13 protein-coding genes are annotated in these 17,492 nt (G+C 60.1%); 12 read left to right on the top strand and 1 reads right to left on the bottom strand.

Features of this window, described 5'->3' with window-relative positions; translation table 11 throughout:
• Positions 1 to 28: 28 nt before the first annotated feature.
• The 6 genes from AWB74_RS16225 to AWB74_RS16250 are packed head-to-tail and all read left to right on the top strand — an operon-like array spanning position 29 to position 7,483.
• Positions 29 to 1,123 (top strand): acyl-CoA dehydrogenase family protein, encoded by a 1,095-nt coding sequence (locus AWB74_RS16225; RefSeq protein ID WP_235024603.1) that lies wholly within the window; start codon positions 29 to 31, stop codon positions 1,121 to 1,123.
• 12 nt (positions 1,124 to 1,135) lie between these two features.
• On the top strand, positions 1,136 to 2,914 hold the full coding sequence (locus AWB74_RS16230; RefSeq protein ID WP_061147770.1) for an FAD-dependent oxidoreductase: 1,779 nt from the start codon (positions 1,136 to 1,138) through the stop codon (positions 2,912 to 2,914).
• Entirely contained in the window at positions 2,907 to 4,130 is a 1,224-nt protein-coding gene (locus tag AWB74_RS16235; protein ID WP_061147771.1) for a CaiB/BaiF CoA transferase family protein, read from the top strand. Before AWB74_RS16230 ends, AWB74_RS16235 begins: the two co-directional genes overlap by 8 nt.
• Positions 4,127 to 5,767, top strand: a complete 1,641-nt coding sequence (locus tag AWB74_RS16240) for a GMC family oxidoreductase (RefSeq protein WP_061147772.1) — start codon at positions 4,127 to 4,129, stop codon at positions 5,765 to 5,767. The genes AWB74_RS16235 and AWB74_RS16240 overlap by 4 nt, the downstream gene beginning before the upstream one ends.
• The gene (locus AWB74_RS16245; protein WP_061147773.1) at positions 5,764 to 6,513 is read left to right on the top strand and encodes an electron transfer flavoprotein subunit beta/FixA family protein; all 750 of its coding nucleotides are present in this window, start codon (positions 5,764 to 5,766) and stop codon (positions 6,511 to 6,513) included. Before AWB74_RS16240 ends, AWB74_RS16245 begins: the two co-directional genes overlap by 4 nt.
• Positions 6,514 to 6,544: 31 nt before the next feature.
• Positions 6,545 to 7,483, top strand: a complete 939-nt coding sequence (locus AWB74_RS16250) for an electron transfer flavoprotein subunit alpha/FixB family protein (protein ID WP_061147880.1) — start codon at positions 6,545 to 6,547, stop codon at positions 7,481 to 7,483.
• Between the two features lie 102 nt (positions 7,484 to 7,585).
• Here AWB74_RS16250 and AWB74_RS16255 read toward each other — a convergent pair whose 3' ends face one another.
• A complete protein-coding gene (locus tag AWB74_RS16255) occupies positions 7,586 to 8,896 on the bottom strand; it encodes an MFS transporter (RefSeq protein ID WP_087039054.1) in 1,311 nt (436 codons plus the stop codon).
• Between the two features lie 222 nt (positions 8,897 to 9,118).
• On the opposite strand from AWB74_RS16255, the gene AWB74_RS16260 reads away from it, so the two are divergent.
• The 6 genes from AWB74_RS16260 (at position 9,119) to AWB74_RS16285 (ending at position 15,704) form a co-directional block, all read left to right on the top strand.
• Entirely contained in the window at positions 9,119 to 9,964 is an 846-nt protein-coding gene (locus tag AWB74_RS16260; protein WP_061147775.1) for a phytanoyl-CoA dioxygenase family protein, read from the top strand.
• 1 nt (position 9,965) lies between these two features.
• Positions 9,966 to 11,402, top strand: a complete 1,437-nt coding sequence (locus AWB74_RS16265; RefSeq protein WP_061147776.1) for an aldehyde dehydrogenase family protein — start codon at positions 9,966 to 9,968, stop codon at positions 11,400 to 11,402.
• Positions 11,403 to 11,488: 86 nt separating this feature from the next.
• Entirely contained in the window at positions 11,489 to 12,433 is a 945-nt protein-coding gene (locus AWB74_RS16270; protein ID WP_061147777.1) for a LysR family transcriptional regulator, read from the top strand.
• On the top strand, positions 12,430 to 13,377 hold the full coding sequence (locus AWB74_RS16275; protein ID WP_061147778.1) for a D-2-hydroxyacid dehydrogenase: 948 nt from the start codon (positions 12,430 to 12,432) through the stop codon (positions 13,375 to 13,377). Before AWB74_RS16270 ends, AWB74_RS16275 begins: the two co-directional genes overlap by 4 nt.
• A 197-nt stretch (positions 13,378 to 13,574) precedes the next feature.
• Positions 13,575 to 14,738, top strand: a complete 1,164-nt coding sequence (locus tag AWB74_RS16280) for a CaiB/BaiF CoA transferase family protein (RefSeq protein ID WP_061147779.1) — start codon at positions 13,575 to 13,577, stop codon at positions 14,736 to 14,738.
• Between the two features lie 33 nt (positions 14,739 to 14,771).
• The gene (locus AWB74_RS16285) at positions 14,772 to 15,704 is read left to right on the top strand and encodes an HpcH/HpaI aldolase/citrate lyase family protein (RefSeq protein ID WP_061147780.1); all 933 of its coding nucleotides are present in this window, start codon (positions 14,772 to 14,774) and stop codon (positions 15,702 to 15,704) included.
• Positions 15,705 to 17,492 lie beyond the last annotated feature (1,788 nt).

Here is a 17,492-nt window from a genome sequence, read left to right on the forward strand (position 1 = left end):
TGCCGATCAATTCGAATTTCGAGATTCGGTGAATCGCGCGCTGACGCGCCATGCATCGCCGGAATACGTTCGCCAGTGCGACGAACAAAAGCGCTTCCCGCAGGAACTCGTGAAGGTGGCCGCCGAACAGGGCTGGTTCGGCATCACGCTGCCCGAAGCGTACGGCGGCGTCGGTGGCTATCTCGACATGGCCGCTTATCTGGAGATCGTCGCGTATCACACGATCGCGCTCGCGCGCTTCTGGAATGCTAACGTGAACATGGTGGGCGGCGCGCTGGCGCGCTTCGCTCCGGACGACATCAAGGCCCTGGTGTTGCCGAAGCTGGCTGAAGGCCGTGCCTTTTTCGCCTTCGCCCTCAGCGAAAACGGCTCCGGCTCGGATGCCGCCTCGCTGACGACGCGTGGCATGGCCGACGGAAACGACTTCATTATCGACGGCACCAAGATGTGGATTTCCGGCGCGCTGCAGGCCGACTACATCCTGACTGCGGTGCGCACCAATCCGGAAGCGAAGAAGCACGACGGGATCAGCCTGTTCCTCGTACCGAAGGAATCCAAAGGCCTGACCATCAATCCGATCGATTTGCTCGGCGGCCACGCTATCCGGACCTGCGAGGTGGTGTACGACGGCGTGCGTGTCCCGCAAGACATGATCGTGGGCGGCCTCCACGTGGGCTGGAAGAAGCTCACCACGGTGCTGTCGAAGGAGCGCATCGCGTTGTCGGCGATGTGTGTGGGCGGCGCGCAGGCGGCGATCGATCTTGCGCGCTGGTATGCGAACGACCGCAAACAGTTCGGGCAATCGATCATCGATTTCCAGGCCGTGTCGCATCTGCTCGCCGATATGCAGACGCGCGTGGATGCCGCCCGGCTGATGGCGTTTCGGGCGGCGAAGCTGCTTGACGAAGGCGAAAGCTGCGACGTGGAGTCGTCGCAGGCGAAGTATTTCGCGTCGGACACCTACGTGCAGGTCGCGACCGACGGCATCCAGATCATGGGCGCCAATGGCTACTCCGCCGAATACGCGATGCAGCGTCATTACCGCGAAGCCAAGATGTTCCAGATCTTCGGTGGCACTAATCAAATTCAGCGCAACATCGTGGCACGCGCGCTCAAATCGTAAGCGGAGACAGACGTGACGGCAGTTCGGACGTTGGAGAAATTCGGCTTTGGCGTCGACCACGCGCAAGCCGACGTGGTGGTGGTCGGCGGTGGCGGCGCGGCGTCGCGTGCTGCCGTTTCTGCGGCACAGGCGGGTGCGAAGGTCCTCATGCTGGCCAAGGCGCCGGTTGGACAGGGTGGCAGCACGGTGCACGGCGCTAGCGAAATCATGAGCATGGGGGCATCCGGCTACGGCAGCGCCGACGATAGCGCAACCGTGCACTACGAAGACACGATGCGTCCGGCAGCCGGCTTCATCGACCCTGACCTGGTGCGCGTTCTGGCGGAGGACGCACCGAAGCGCATCGCTGACCTGATCGAACTCGGCGTGCCGTTCGACCGCGTCGACGATGGCTATAAGCTCATCCGCAGCGACTTCGGCAGCTATGCGCGCGCGCTCGGCGTGAAGGGCAAAACCGGCAAGGCCTTCGTGAGCGCGCTCGCGGACGAAGCCAGAAAGCTCGGTGTCGAGATCCGTCAGCCGGCCGCGCTCATCGACCTTCTGCGCGATTCGACAGGGCGCGTGAGCGGCGTGGTTGCGATGGACCTCGATTCGCGGCGGCTGCTGGTGGTCTCGGCGCGGGCCGTCGTGCTTGGCACGGGCGGCGCGCACGGTCTGTTCTCGCAGCAGGTGTCGACAGCGGAGATGACCGGTGACGGCCAGGCGATCTGTTTTCGCCACGGCGCAGAACTCGTGAACATGGAGTTCCACCAGTTCGGGCCGGCGATGGTCCACCCTTACGTGCAACTTTTCAGCAAGTCGTGCTTTATCCTGCATCCGAAGATGCTCAATCGCGACGGTCACGAATTCCTCCCGGACTATCTGCCGACGGGCGTGACGCCCGAGGCTGCGATGGACGAGAAAGTGTTCCCGTTCACGATATCGAACGAGTCGCGCTACATCGATATCGCGATCGCAACGGAAATCGCGCAGGGCAGAGGCACGGAGCGCGGCGCGGTGCATTTCTCTTTCGCCGACATCGCCGAGGAACGGTTGGCGGCCACCATTCCGAACACCATGCGCTGGATGCGCGCCAAGGGACTCGATCCGAAGCGTGATCTGCTCGAGGTCGGGATTGCCTTTCAATGCCTGAATGGCGGTGTCCGGATGACCAGCACCGACGCGATGTCGACCATCGAGGGGCTCTTCGTGATCGGCGAACTTGCGGGTGGCGTGCGCGGTCCCGATCGTCCGGGCGGCAACTCGCTTGCCGAAGGGCAGGTTTTCGGCCATCGCGCGGGCATGGGTGCGGCCGCATTCGCACGCGGCAGCGCGGCGCCGGGCACGTCGGATGTAACGCCGCTTGCTGGGCGCCTCGAAACGGCGCTCAAACCGAATGCGTGGTTCGACGCTCAACGTATCGCCTCCGATCTGCGTACAGCGATGCAGACGCATTGCCTCGTCGAGAAGACGGAAAGCGGCCTGAACATCGCGTTGGCCGCCGCTCGCGAGGCGCGCGCGGAGTTGGCCGCAGGGGGCGGGGCCACGCCGCCGCAGGTGATCGACGCGTTGACGATCGACAACATGGCGACGACTGCCGACGTCATCGTGCAGGCGTGTATCGAGCGGCGCGAATCGCGCAGCAGCCACTATCGCACCGACTGTCCCGAGCGCGACGACGCGCATTTCAATCACGCATTGACCATCACGCGCGGTGAGGCCGACCCGTTCCGTCTCACCTTCGACGTGCTCGATTACCCCGGTGCGGAACTCACGCACGCATCGCATTCGCAGGCGGCAAATCATGGATAAGAAGCAAGTCGGCCCGTTGTCGGGCTATCGCATTCTGGATCTCACCGTCATGACCGCGGGTCCGGTCGGTACGGTGCTGCTCGCCGACCTGGGCGCGGACGTGATCAAGGTTGAGGAACCGAAGGCCGGTGACCTCTCGCGCAATCTCGGCAATCAATTCGTCGAAGGGGAAAGCGTCCAGTTCCTGTCGCAGAACCGTAACAAGCGCAGCATCCGCCTGGACCTGAAGTCCCCGAAAGGACGCGATGCATTTCTGCGCATGGCGGAGCAGGCAGATGTCGTCGTCGAAAACTTCCGACCGGGCACGGTGGATCGGCTCGGCATCGGCTACGAGGCCGTGAAGGCGCGCAATCCGATGATCGTCTATGCAAGCGTGTCGGCATTCGGACAAAGCGGTCCTTACGCCGCATGGCCCGCGAACGATCCGATCGTGCAGGCCGTGGCGGGTCTCATGGACATGACGGGCGAAGCCGGCGGCAATCCGGTTCGCCTCGGAGCGCCGTTGCCGGACTTCGGCGCGGCTGCGCTGCTCGCGTTTGGTATCTCGGCGGCGTTGTTGCATCGCGAACGGCATGGCGAAGGCCAGCGCATCGACACGTCGCTGCTTTCGGCTGCGCTTTTCAGCACCATCCCGCGCGACGGAGAGACGCTCAGAAGCGGCAAAGCGCCCGAGCGTCTCGGTAGCGGCCATCCGACGATGGTGCCGTATCGCAACTATCAGGGGTCCGATGGCCGCTATTTCTTCGCGGCCTGCTTCACCGAAAAATTCTGGCAGAACCTTTGCCGGGCGTTGGGCCGAGAAGACTTGCTGAGCGATGAACGATTCATCGGCAACACCGCGCGGACTGCGAATCGGCATGCACTCGACGTGATTCTCGAACAGCAGTTTCTGCTGCATACCGCCGAATACTGGGTGGCGCATCTGAGCGCCGCGGACGTGCCATGCGCGCTGGTGCAGGATTACCACACCGCGTTGACGCAGGACCCGCAGATCGCGCATAACCATGCGGTCGTCGAGATCGAACATCCGCTTGCGGGCAGGGTAACGAACATCGCGAGTCCGGTGAATTTTCACGGCAGCCCGGTGGCTTACCGCCGTGCGCCGCCGACGCTCGGACAACACACGGCTGAAGTACTTGCCGAGTTCGGTTTCGCCGACGAGGAGATCGCAACACTAGAAGGTCGTGAGCTGGCAGTTGCCGGAGCGAAGTCATGAAATCGTACACAACGGACTACGTTATCGTCGGCGCGGGGACGGCGGGTTGCGTGCTCGCAAACCGCCTGACCGAAGATCCGAACGTCAAAGTGATTCTGATCGAAGCCGGCGAGCGCGATCGTCACCCCTTCATCCACGTACCGGCCGGCTTCGTGCGATTGCTGGATCATCCCACCGTGACATGGCGCTATCGCACGCGGGCCGACGCCGAGACCAGCGGCCGTGCAATCCTGTTTCCGCGCGGACGCGGACTCGGGGGGTCCAGCGCGATCAACGGCCTGCTTTATGTGCGCCCGTTCGCGGAGGATATCGATAGCTGGGAGCAGTCGGGCGCCAAGGGCTGGAGCTTCGGCAACTGTCTGCCGTTCTACCGCCGCTCCGAAACGTGGACCGAGGGCAACAGTCCGCAACGCGGCACGCACGGTCCGATCCAGGTCAGCCGGGTGAAGAATCCGCCGGAGATTTGTGGCGCGGTCGTGCAAGCCGCCCAAAAGGCCGGTCTCGATTTTGTAGATGATCCAAACAGCGACACGCGCGGTCCGTCGATCTGGTACTACCAGCAAACGCGCGACGGGCGTCGCCGGTCCAGCGCAGCGCGCGGTTATCTGCGGCCCGCAATGGCGCGGCCGAATCTCACGGTGGTGACCGGCGTCCAGGTGTCCGGGCTCGAAATGAACGGAACGCACGTGAGCGGCATCAATGCGACGACGACCGCGGGCGCTTCGATGCAGTTTCGCGCGACCCGCGAGGTCATTCTAAGCGCCGGCGTGATCGGCACGCCCAAGCTGCTCGAAATGAGCGGCATCGGCGATAAGGACGTGCTCGACAATGCGGGCATTCGAACACGCATCGCGTTACCGGGCGTCGGCAACAATTTGCAGGATCACTATGTAGTCCGGCTCGGCTATCGGGTACGGGGTGCAGGTACCGCGAACGAGCGCTCGCATGGACTCGCGCTTGCGCGCGAGATGATGCGCTACTTCGTGTCGGGGACCGGCGTACTGACCTATAGTGCGGCGATCGTCGGCGGCTTTGCACAGACGAGGCTCGCAACCCGGCCCGACGTGCAGTTCGTGATTGCGCCAGGCAGCTTCGTCGAGGGACGGATCGGAGTGCTCGAGTCCGAGCCCGGTGTCTCCTGCGGCGTCTGGCAGATGCGACCCGAAAGCCGTGGGCACGTGCACATCACCAGCAGCGAGATCACGGCAGCGCCGACGATCGCACCGTCATACCTCAGCAGCGAACTCGACCGCAACACGATGGTGGAAGGACTCAAGATCGGTCGCCGGATCTTCGCGCAGCCCGAGATCGCGCGCTATATCGTCGACGAAACCGTACCAGGCCGTCACGCGAACACCGACGAGGCGTTACTGCAATACGCGCGTGACAACGGCTCGACTGTGTATCACGCGGTTGGCACGTGCCGGATGGGAGAGGACGAAATGAGCGTCGTCGATTCGGAAATGCGGGTGCGCGGAACGACCGGACTGCGCATCGTCGACGGCTCGGTCATGCCTTCGATAACCTCGACCAACACCAATGCGACGGTGCTGATGCTGGCCGAGCGCGCAGCCGACATGATCCGTTCGCCGATGACGGCGCGCGCGGCTTCGACACATGACAAGGAGACGGTATGAAAGTGCTGGTGGGTGTAAAGCGAGTGGTCGACTACAACGTGAAGGTCCGGGTCAAGTCGGACGGCACGGGGGTCGACATTGCGAACGTGAAGATGTCGATGAATCCGTTCGATGAAATCGCGGTTGAGGAAGCGGTGCGGCTGAAGGAAGCCGGCGTGGTTAGCGAGGTCGTGGCGGTTTCTTGCGGTGTAGCTCAGGCCCAAGAGACGCTGCGTACCGCGTTGGCGATAGGCGCGGATCGGGCGGTGCTGATCGAGTCATCCGAAGACCTGCAGCCTCTGGCCGTTGCGAAACTGCTGAAGGCGCTGGTCGATAAGGAACAGCCTTCGTTGGTATTGCTGGGCAAGCAGGCCATCGACGACGACTCGAACCAGACCGGGCAGATGCTCGCCGCCTTGGCTGACCTTCCGCAAGCGACGTTCGCTTCGAAGGTGGTTGTGGCTGACGGGAAGGCGACGGTGTCGCGCGAAGTGGACGGCGGGGCTGAAACGCTGTCGCTGACGCTTCCCGCCGTGGTCACAACGGATCTGCGCCTGAACGAGCCGCGCTACGTGACGTTGCCGAACATCATGAAGGCGAAAAAAAAGCTGCTCGAAACGATCAAGCCCGAAGACCTCGGCGTCGATGTCACGCCGCGTCTCAAGACGCTGAAGGTTGCCGAGCCGCCCAAGCGCTCCGCCGGTGTGATGGTGCCGGATGTGAAGACGCTGGTCCAGAAGCTGAAGACCGAAGCCAAGGTGCTTTAAGTAGAATGCGGAGACAGAGCAAATGACGAATCTGGTGAATCTTGTATTGGCAGAACACGATACTGCGTCGATCAAGGCTGCGACGCTGAACACGATTGCAGCGGCGCACAAGATCGGCGGCGATATTCACGTGCTGGTTGCAGGTCACAATGCGCAGGCTGCAGCCGATGCGGCAGCCAAGATCGCTGGCGTTAGCAAAGTCCTGCTGGCCGACGCGCCGCAACTCGAAGCAGGCGTCGCGGAAAACGTCGAAGCGACCGTGCTGAACATCGCGAAGGACTATTCGCACATCCTCGCGCCGGCGACCGCTTACGGCAAGAACATCACGCCGCGTATCGCAGCGAAGCTCGACGTCGCACAGATCAGCGACATCACCGCAGTCGATTCACCCGATACGTTCGAGCGCCCGATTTACGCGGGCAACGCAATTGCAACGGTGCAATCTCGTGACCCGATCAAGGTCATCACGGTACGCACGACCGGCTTCGATGCAGTCGCAGCCGAAGGCGGCAGTGCGCCGGTCGAGAAGATCGAAGCAGCGCCCGATGCCGGCACCTCGCAGTTCTTTAGCCGTGAAGTGACGAAGCTGGACCGTCCGGAACTGACGTCGGCAAAAATCATCGTCTCGGGTGGCCGCGGTCTGGGCAACGGAGAGAACTACATGAAGGTGCTCGAACCGCTGGCCGACAAGCTGAACGCGGCGCTCGGCGCATCGCGTGCAGCCGTCGACGCGGGCTTCGTGCCCAACGACTATCAGGTCGGCCAGACTGGCAAGATTGTCGCGCCGCAGCTGTACGTGGCTGTCGGCATCTCGGGTGCGATCCAGCATCTGGCCGGCATGAAGGACTCGAAGGTGATCGTCGCGATCAACAAGGACCCGGAAGCGCCCATTTTCAGTGTCGCCGACTACGGTCTCGTCGGTGATCTTTTTACGGTCGCGCCAGAACTGACCGGAGCGATCGACGGCTAGAACCGTCGCCATGGCTCGCTTCCGATCAAGCCACGCTTTGGCGCTCGGCACCGAAATTCGCCAGTGCCGAGCGGACGACCGTTGACTCATCGCCGTCGAGTGTTAACGATCGACCAAGCGCGAGGGAAAGCAGAAAACGATCAGGCTTCCGACGAGCATGCTTGCGGCGAGTATATAAAGTCCGATGCTCGTCGTGCCGGTGCTTTGCTTGATCCACCCGAGCATGTAGGGGCTGACGAAGCCGGCAAGGTTGCCGACCGAGTTGACGAGCGCGATGCCTGCAGCGGCCGCGATGCCACCTAGCAGAGCCGGAGGCAGGGTCCAGAACTGCGATACGACAGCGAGGACGCCCATTGTGCCGATCGTCAAGCCGACTACGGCCATAACGGTGCTGTGCGGATACATCGCGGCGAGCGCGAGGCCCACTGCGGCAACAACACCGGGCAAGGCGAGATGCCACCGGCGCTCACGTGTCCGGTCCGAGTGCCGCCCGACCAGAAACATTGCAATTACGGTCGCGGTATACGGAATGGCCGTAAGCAAGCCGACCTGAAGTGGATCGGAAACGCCGGTATCCTTGATGATGGTTGGCATCCAGAAAAGAACGCCATATTCACCCATCAGGATAAAGGCATACATCACGCACAAGATCCAGGTGCGCAGTTCGGTGAAAGCGCCGCGCAGCGAATGTACCTGAGCGTCCGGGGTCTCGAGTTGAAGATTCGCCTCCAGCAAATTCTTCTCGGATTCAGTCAGCCATTTAGCGGAGCGGACATCGTTGCCCAATACAAAAAATACGGCGATGCCGAGCAGCACCGACGGAAGAGCTTCGAGTAGAAACATCATCTGCCATCCGGACCATCCGTTCATATTGGAGAACGCTTGCATGATCCAGCCAGACAGGGGACCGCCGAGCATACCGGCAAGCGGGATTCCGCCGAGGAAGAGCGCGATGATGCTTCCACGCCGCGACGGCGGATACCAGTACGTCAAATACAACAGGATTCCAGGCAGAAACCCGGCTTCCGCTACCCCTAGAAGGAACCGCATCACGTAAAACGTGGTCGGCGTTTTGACGAATACCATTGCCGCCGAAATGAGCCCCCACGTGATCATGATCCGCGCAATCCAGACCCTGGCGCCCACCTTGTGCATCACGATGTTGCTTGGAACTTCAAAGATCACATAGCCGATAAAGAAGATGCCCGCCCCAAGCCCGTAGACCGTCTCGCTGAACTTCAATTGATCGAGCATTTGTAGTTTCGCGAAACCGACGTTCACCCGATCGAGGTATCCGGCCGTGTAGCACATCAGCAGAAAGGGGATGAGTCGCCACGACACCTTTGAATAGACGCGGCGCTCGTCTAGCGGTGCTTCCGCGTAAGGCATGGCGGCCGTAGGGTTGATTGACATGTCTCGCTCCATAATAAGTTTGGCGGCTCTCTCGCTACGCTTCTGTTCGCGCCACTTGCCTTAAGCAACTCCGATCCAGTGCGCACGGCAAGTATGCAAGAGCAGGAGGTGATCGGGCCATTCTCAACTTGGCAATGCCGTCATCGCGATTGGACAATCAGAAGCAGCGTCTGCTGTTTTAGACTGGCTTCGTAGGCTGGTCCCGTTAAACAAGGAGACGAGATGGAACTGACAAAAGGACAGATTGCGGATTATCACCGTGACGGATTTATCGTAATTCCGGATTGCTATAGCAGGGAAGAAGTGCAAGCGCTGAGGCGGGACACCGAACGTCTAAGCGCCATTGAGGCGGACTCGGTCTTTCGAGAGCGCACGGGCGCGATCCGCTCTATTTTTCGAGTGCACGAAGAAGACGGTCCGGTTGCCTCGCCGCAGTATCGGGCATTGACGCGCACACCGCGTCTGCTGCGGCCTGTAATGCAGACGCTCGGCAGCGACGAGGTGTATATCGCCCACACGAAGGTGAACACCAAGTCGGCGCTGGAGGGCACGGGCTGGCTCTGGCATCAGGACTTCGGCTACTGGGTACACGATGGTTACCCGGAGAACGACATGCTGACAGCCATGGTGATGCTCAGCGACACGCAGGAAATTCACGGCTCGCTCTATATGATCCCCGGGAGCCATAAACTGGGTCTCGTGGAGCACTACTATGACGATAGCCAGGCCGCATACCAACTGCCTCAACGTGCCGTGCAGCGTGAACACATCAAGCAGATTCTGGAGACGTCCGGTGCGCCAGTGCCGATTGTCGGCAAAGCGGGCACACTGGTGCTGTTTCATTGCCTCACTATTCATGGCTCTGGCGTGAATATGTCGGCGGAAGACCGTTGGCAGGCGTACATCACTTACAACCGGGTTGCCAACCGTCCACATGATGTCGAGAAACCTCGCGGCGACTTCGTGCGTTCTACAAACTGGGCACCCCTTCCCATCGAAAGCGATGATGGGATTCTGCGTGCCGGCGAACGCCGTGAAGAACGTGAAATCTCGGTACAGGGGATCTAACGTGACAGCCCAACACTTCATCGCCAATCAGTGGTCGGCTCCTTCGAATGGCGAGACGATAGCGGTGGTCAACCCGTCCACTGGCCTTGAATTCACTCGCATCGCGCGGGGCAATGCGGCTGACATCGATGCTGCAGTTCGCGCAGCGCGCAAAGCGTTCGACACGACCTGGCGGCGTACCGGTCCGGTCGAGCGCGGCCGCATTCTCGCGCGACTCGGTCAACTCATACTCGACAATCACGAGTCGCTCACGCGAATTGAATCGGAGGACACTGGCAAGCCACTCAAGCAAGCTGCGGCAGACATCACCGTATGCGCTCGCTACCTGGAATTCTATGCTGGCGCCTGCGACAAACTGCATGGGGAGACCATTCCATTCCTGCACGGGCACACTGTGCTAGCCGTCCGCGAACCGCATGGTGTAACCGGGCATATCATTCCCTGGAATTATCCAGCGGCAATGTTCGGCCGCAGTGTCGCCGCTTCGCTCGCGGCGGGCAACGCATGTGTGGTCAAGCCAGCCGAAGATGCGTGCCTTTCGTATCTCAAGCTGGCCGAACTGGCAGCCGAAGCGGGTTTGCCCGCGGGCGTGCTGAACATCGTGACAGGTTATGGCCGGGAGGCCGGCGCCGCGCTCGCCGAACATCCGGGCATTGCGCATATTTCCTTCACGGGCTCGCCGGCCACCGGTACAGCCGTCGCGCAGGCCGCGGCTCGACATCATTGCCCGGTGACCCTCGAACTCGGCGGCAAATCCCCGCAGATCGTCTTCGACGACGTCGATCTGGATGCCGCATTGCCGGTCATTCGAAACGCGATCGTGCAAAACAGCGGCCAGACGTGTTCGGCCGGCAGCCGATTGCTGGTGCAGTCGTCACTCTATGAGGAGCTTATCGAACGACTCGCGCGGAGCTTCGAGGCTGTCACAGCGGGCCCCGCAGACGGGGATTACGACTGCGGACCTCTGATAAACGCGGCCCAGCTGGATCGTGTAAAAACTTTCCTTGCCAGGGCAGAGGCCGACAACATCCGCTTCGCCGCGACCGCAAAACTTGCTCCGGATGCCGCGCAAGGAGGCTACTTTCAGCCGCCTGTTCTCCTGCGTGACGTACCGCACAAGCACACGTTGGCCCAGGACGAAGTGTTCGGGCCGGTACTCGTTGCGATGCCCTTTGCAGACGAAGCCGAGGCCGTTGATCTCGCCAACGATACCGCCTTCGGGCTTGTCGCAGGAATCTGGACTCGTGACGGCGGCCGTCAAATGAGACTGGCTCACGCATTTCATGGAGGCCAGGTTTTTATCAACTGCTACGGCGCGGGCGGGGGCATAGAGTTGCCATTCGGCGGAGTCAAGCAAAGCGGCTATGGCCGCGAAAAGGGGATGGAGGGTCTATTGAGCTTCACGACCCTCAAGACAATTACGCTTAACCACGGCTGAGGCGGCCAGTTGCGTGCGCGGCGCTTGATCATCGAAGTAAGGCTGCGTGCGCAATTGTCGCGTCGCCGACGCATTACGGACCCTGCATGCGGATCGACCTCGTTACGCTAAAAATATTCCTGACGGTGATTGAGGAGCGAAATCTCGCGCGAGCGGCCGAACGTCACTTTATTGCGACGTCCGCCGTCAGTAAGCGGATCAGCGATCTCGAGGACGTGCTCGGCGTGCAATTGCTCGAACGCCGCAACATGGGAGTGCGGCCGACGCCCGCTGGACTCGAACTCGTTACGCACGCGAAGGACATGATGCTGGTGATGGCCCGCATGCGCGCGCAGATGAGCGAATTCGGTGACGGCTCGAAGGGCGAAGTTCGCGTTTTCGCCAATAGTACTGCGATCGTCGGTTTCCTCGGTCCGACCATTCGTACGTTTCTGGAAGCCTACCCGCAGATCGACGTTCATCTGGAAGAGTGGAGCACCCCGTTCATCGTTCGTGCGTTACGCGACGGCATCGCGGATCTGGGTGTGTTCTGGTCGGGCGTTTCGACAGCTGGACTCGTTGTGCAACCGTTCAGACGTTCGAACCTTGTCGCCGTGGTGCCCTTGCAGCACGCGCTGGCAGACCGCAGTGAAGTCTCGTTCGCCGAGACGCTGGACTACGATCTCATCGCTTTCCACGAAGGCAGCCTGATCTTCCGGATGATGCAATCGTACGCCGCGGACCTTCAGCGCAAGTTGCGCATCCGTCTTCAGGTCACGAGCTTCGATGCGATGCGCACGATGGTGCGTTCCGGGGTCGGCATTGCAGTCATGTCGGACGTAACCGTGGGCACGCCGGATGAGAGCTTCGGCTACAAGGTCGTTCCATTCTCCGATGAATGGGCGAGGCTGGAAAGTTTGATCGGCTATCGTGACTTCGACGCATTGCCGCGCTCGGCACAAAATTTCGTCCGGCATTTGCAACGTTCATACCCGGGCCTTGCGCCAGAGGCGCAGGGCGCAATCGAACGTGGGAGATATCCACTGACATGAGCCATATCGTCTTTCTCGACAGCGCGACGCTGCCCGTGCGCGTACCGCGGCCCCGCGCCGCCGACCGCTGGACAGACCGGGCAACTACCCGCGAACATGAGCTTCTCGACGCCCTTGCCGATGCTGATATCGCGATCACGAACAAGGTGCCATTGCGTGCGGATACGCTGCGTCAACTTCCGCGGCTCAAGTACATCTGCGTCGCTGCAAGCGGCTACGACAGTGTGGACGTAGCTTATTGTCGAGAACGCGGCGTTCAAGTCTCGAACGTGCCGGCATACGCTGCTTCGAGTGTGGCCGAGCACGTCATTGGCTGCATCTTCATGCTGCGAAGGCAAATGCTTTCTTATAGCCAATTGGCGTCGTCGTCCGCTTGGACTGCCTCTCCCGTATTTTGTGTTCACGGCGCGCCCATCCGCGAGGTCCGCGGCGCCACACTCGGCCTGATCGGTTCGGGCGCAATAGGCACGGAGGTCATGAGGATGGCGACCGCCTTGGGTATGCGGGTACTGCTAAGCGAGCGCAAAGGCAGAACCGAAGTTCGGCCCGGCTATACCGCATTCGAACATGTACTTGCAACAAGCGATGTGATCTCACTGCACTGCCCTTTGTCCCCTGACACGCAGGGTCTGATTGGCGAACGGGAGCTTTCAATGATGCGTCGCACGGCAGTGCTGATCAACACCGCGCGAGGAGCGCTCGTCGATGAACGGGCGCTCGAAGCGGCACTGCTCAGTCAAGTCATCGCTGGCGCTGCGCTAGACGTGTTGCAGGTCGAGCCACCGCACGAAAAGCATCGTTTTGTCACCGGTCGACCTGACAACCTCTTGCTGACACCTCATGTGGCCTGGGCAAGTGCTTCCACGGTCGAAGCGCTTGCACTGGCTGTTTCCGCGAACGTAGCGAGTTTTTTGGAGCAACGCACCGCGAACCGCGTGGCCTGATACGACTCGAGCAGCGGATCGGTCCCCGTCGGAACTGTCATAACAACGCACACGCAATTCTTCTTTTGTGAACGCGGCTTTCGAAACTCGATGGTTCACATACCGCTTGGCCTGCGGGAAACTGCTTCCAGGAGATGGGCGCGAGCAAACAAGCTCCCCGTTAGACCGTCGTCAACCAACGTGAGAAAGCGTCGCAAATGAAACTTCCTCTGGAAAACATTACCGTGGTATCGCTAGAGCAGGCGATCGCTGCTCCGCTCGCAAGTCGGCATCTTGCTGATTGGGGTGCACGCGTCATCAAGATCGAAAGACCCGGCGGCGGAGATTTTGCTCGCGGATACGACACGGCGATGCACGGTTTGTCGAGTCAATTTGTGTGGGCGAACCGTTCGAAAGAGAGTCTGGCGCTAGACGTGAAATCCGACTTTGGGCAGGAGGTACTAGACGAGTTATTGCCGCGCGCGGACGTGTTCATTCAGAATCTCGCCCCGGGCGCGGCGAAGCGGCTCGGTCTCGATGCCAAAGCCCTCGTCGAACGCTATCCGCGCCTCATAGCCTGTGATATTTCGGGTTACGGATCGACAGGACCGTACGCGCAGAAGAAAGCCTACGATCTTCTGGTTCAGTGCGAAACCGGGTTCTTGTCGATCAATGGAACGCCTGATGAGCAGGCGAAGTGCGGTTTGTCCATTGTCGATATCGCGACTGGCATGTACGCGCTGAATGGAATTCTGCTTGCGCTCTATCGCCGCGAGCGCACAGGCAAGGGAACTGCATTTGAAGTTTCATTGTTCGACGCGATGGCGGAATGGATGAGCTACCCGGCGTATTACACGCGCGACAGCGGAAAGCCGGTCGAACGCTCAGGTGCTCGTCACGCGACGATCGCGCCATATGGTCCATTTACCGCGGGCGACGGAAAGACCATGTTCTTCGGCATCCAGAACGAACGGGAATGGCGTAGCTTTTGTGAAAAGGTTCTACGAGACCCGAAGGTGCGAACCGATCCGCGCTTCGCGACGAATCCTGATCGCGTGCGAAATCGGGCGGCACTCGAGGCGTTGATCAACGATAACTTCGCTAAATGGACGAGCGGCGAGCTAAGCGACCTTCTTGAGCAAGCGGCAATCGCTAATGGACGTATGAACACGGTCGAGGAATTCCTCGCGCATCCACAATTGCACGAACGCGGACGAGTGACGTCGATTGGCAGCCCAGAGGGCCCGCTCGAGGTATTTCTGCCCCCGATAATTGTTGACGGACTTTCGCCTGCAATGAGAAGCGTACCTGACGTGGGAGAGCACACAGACGCGATTCTCGGAGAACTGGGATTGCATCCGTCTCGCCTGCGCATCGCTTGATGTACCCCCGAACCGTTACAGGACTCGTTTTCCATGCGTGTAACCCGAACCTTTCTTGCGGTGCCGGCGAATCAACGTCGCATGGTCGAATCAGCCGCTCGTAGTGCCGCGGATGCGGTCTTTCTTGATCTGGAGGATGCCGTTCCGCAAGATCAAAAAGAGGCCGCGCTCATCGGCGCCATCGAAGCGATCAACGAGCTCGACTGGGGCAAAAAAACGGTGAGTGTTCGCGTCAATGTGCCGGGCAGCGGAACTATTGAAACGGAAATTTCACGGTTGTCGATGTCCGCGCCGCGGCTCGATACGCTTCTCGTTCCGAAAGTTGAGCGGACAGCCGACATCGATAGCGTGGTCGGGATGGTTGGCAGGTACGGCCAACATCGATCAACGCCAGTCGGTCTCGAAGTCATGATAGAAACGGCTCTCGGACTCGTGAACTGTGAACAGATTGCCGGGCAATCGCCCTTGATCGAGTCGCTGCACTTCGGCGTAGGCGACTTTTCAGCATCGATTGGCGCAAAAGGAATCGACATCGGGCTCTCGCATCCGGCGTATCAACTGACGTCCCGCTCGCAGCAAGGGGATTGCTCAAGTACGGCGCTCGACATGTGGGCGTATCCGATGATGCGCATTCTGGTCGCAGCCCGGGCTCACCGCCTTAGAGCAATCGATGGACCTTGCGGGGCGTTCCGTGACGTTACGTTGACCTCCGCGTTGGCAATCAAGGCCGCAACACTCGGATATGACGGCAAACAGGTTATTCACCCATGCCAGATTAATGCGACGCATAGCGCATTTGTTCCGAGCGACGACGAACTGCGTAATGCTCAACGCGTCATCGCCGCGCTGACTGAAGCGGAGAAGGAAGGGCGTGGTGCCATACAGGTTGACGGAAAGCTCATCGACTACGCGAATATCCGGATGGCCGAGCGTGTTATTGCGATGGGCCGAACCACTGACATGTAGAGGTTCGATGCTGTCGGCGATTATCCTCGAGTTAGATAAACCGGAGGTACGTCGAGAAGATCGGATGGCCTTTGGGAGGCATCGGTATCGCGGCGATGCCAACGACCACCGTGACTTCTCGCTATCGGAGAAGACTACGGCTGCTGCGGGTCGCATGTGAGCGCGATCTGGATCGCATTATTCCCGACCCGAGAGCGCGCGCGGAAGTTTCAAAAGGTGTAATAGCACCCGGGATTTATATGAACGTGAGCGAGCTTAAAAGAAGAGAGCTTTCGCACATTGAGGCAGTCGTCGCAGTCTTGGAAACATCAAAGAGGGCGTTTTCTGATAATTGTTTGATCAACCAGCCGAGCTACTGGAAATCACGGGTGCTTCGCATTTGCGACGCGAATGCGGAGGCAGATATATTGATAAGGGGCCGAAAACTTCTTGACCGGCTGTCGGTGATTTCGCATTCGCTCTGAACGAAGATCGACCGGACTGAATTTAGAACGGCAATGACCTGCAGGGGATGAGTACCATCCCAATTTAAGCTACTTCACCCTTCGTACAGTGCCGGCCGACAAATACCAGATCGCCTGAGGCCGGCTTCCTGGTGTCAATCGACTTGCGGATGTCGAGCGGATCGCGGCAGGTGTAGGCTCGGACGCCAGCAACGGGTTTCGGACCCGAAACGGCCGTCCCGACGGTCGCCGAATGACTATGTTGGGCGGCATCCGTCAGCGCATCCCGTCTTGACTCGAAACTAACGCGGTGCCCAGGGAATCCCGCGCATCGGCTTCCTACGTCTCACGGCTTCCATGTCGGTGGTGGACGCGGCGGCACAGCGGCCTGGGGCGGACAAGAGCGGAAATTGATATCGAACACGGCGCGACGAGAGCGCCGCTGGGAACGTTCGATGCTGGCAAGCCGCGTTTGCCGTGCGCCGGTTCTGTGCGGTGCGCTCTGGTCTCTTATCTGATGACTTGCTCGAATCGGCCGACAAGCTACGAGCGAGTAGGGTATAAGGAAACCCAGCTACAGCTTGGGCGAATGCGCTACCGCGGCATGCTGATCTAGCGTTCTGGTGATGCGCTATCGGGCAGCAACTGGCAACCAATCGGTTTTTTACGTTATAGGAGCAGTCGATGTTACCTTTTATTCCTCAACAAGCAGCTTTTGCCACGGTGCTGCTCTCCTCCCACAGCGTCTTCACCGTTTGGAGGCTGGGACCGCTGCGAGACCCAGCGACTTTTTTGGCTGGGAATCGACGTTTTTTGCCGAGCTCCCGGAAAAGGCTGCGGCATACAGTCGGCACTTTTTCTCGATGTCCGCGCGACCGAGGCGGACATTCTCAACGAAGCGTTCAGCCAATATGAAAAGTACGGGATAAACGCAGAAACGCCTTGCGCAGCAGATTGCCCTTGCTGTAAGGCCGATTCGAATGCGCCCTTCACGCTTCCTCAATTGCAAATGCCAATCTCCAGATTATGGCGAATGTGACCCAGCGTTACGCGCATGGCATCCAGCAGTTGGCCGAATTGAACCACACCTCCCGGATTCTATTCTTCGTTGCCATGGGATACCCTCTCGTTTAGTTTTGTAAACCAGAGAATGTCAGAAATGCAATAAGCGCAACAGGTGAAACATCTGTTCGCCTTTGCCTGAAGAGAATGCTCAGCGGAAATTCATCACCCATTTTAGCCACGCCCAGTGTCGGAACGCTGGTGCGACGATGTCCTCGGAATGACGAGGTCCCGCCGGGCTTCTATGACGCTATCCCGATGTGCCCGCTGGCAACTGGGCCTG

Origin of the sequence: Caballeronia arvi, from assembly GCF_001544695.2 — a bacterium.
GTDB lineage: Bacteria > Pseudomonadota > Gammaproteobacteria > Burkholderiales > Burkholderiaceae > Caballeronia > Caballeronia arvi.

What these genes read in the sequence shown, in the direction of transcription:
- AWB74_RS16260 (WP_061147775.1), top strand. Translation starts at nt 9,119, where the DNA reads ATGGAACTGACAAAAGGACAGATTGCGGATTATCACCGTGACGGATTT.
- AWB74_RS16245 (WP_061147773.1), top strand. Translation starts at nt 5,764, where the DNA reads ATGAAAGTGCTGGTGGGTGTAAAGCGAGTGGTCGACTACAACGTGAAG.
- AWB74_RS16285 (WP_061147780.1), top strand. Translation starts at nt 14,772, where the DNA reads ATGCGTGTAACCCGAACCTTTCTTGCGGTGCCGGCGAATCAACGTCGC.
- AWB74_RS16235 (WP_061147771.1), top strand. Translation starts at nt 2,907, where the DNA reads ATGGATAAGAAGCAAGTCGGCCCGTTGTCGGGCTATCGCATTCTGGAT.
- AWB74_RS16275 (WP_061147778.1), top strand. Translation starts at nt 12,430, where the DNA reads ATGAGCCATATCGTCTTTCTCGACAGCGCGACGCTGCCCGTGCGCGTA.
- AWB74_RS16280 (WP_061147779.1), top strand. Translation starts at nt 13,575, where the DNA reads ATGAAACTTCCTCTGGAAAACATTACCGTGGTATCGCTAGAGCAGGCG.
- AWB74_RS16270 (WP_061147777.1), top strand. Translation starts at nt 11,489, where the DNA reads ATGCGGATCGACCTCGTTACGCTAAAAATATTCCTGACGGTGATTGAG.
- AWB74_RS16255 (WP_087039054.1), bottom strand. Translation starts at nt 8,896, where the DNA reads ATGTCAATCAACCCTACGGCCGCCATGCCTTACGCGGAAGCACCGCTA.
- AWB74_RS16240 (WP_061147772.1), top strand. Translation starts at nt 4,127, where the DNA reads ATGAAATCGTACACAACGGACTACGTTATCGTCGGCGCGGGGACGGCG.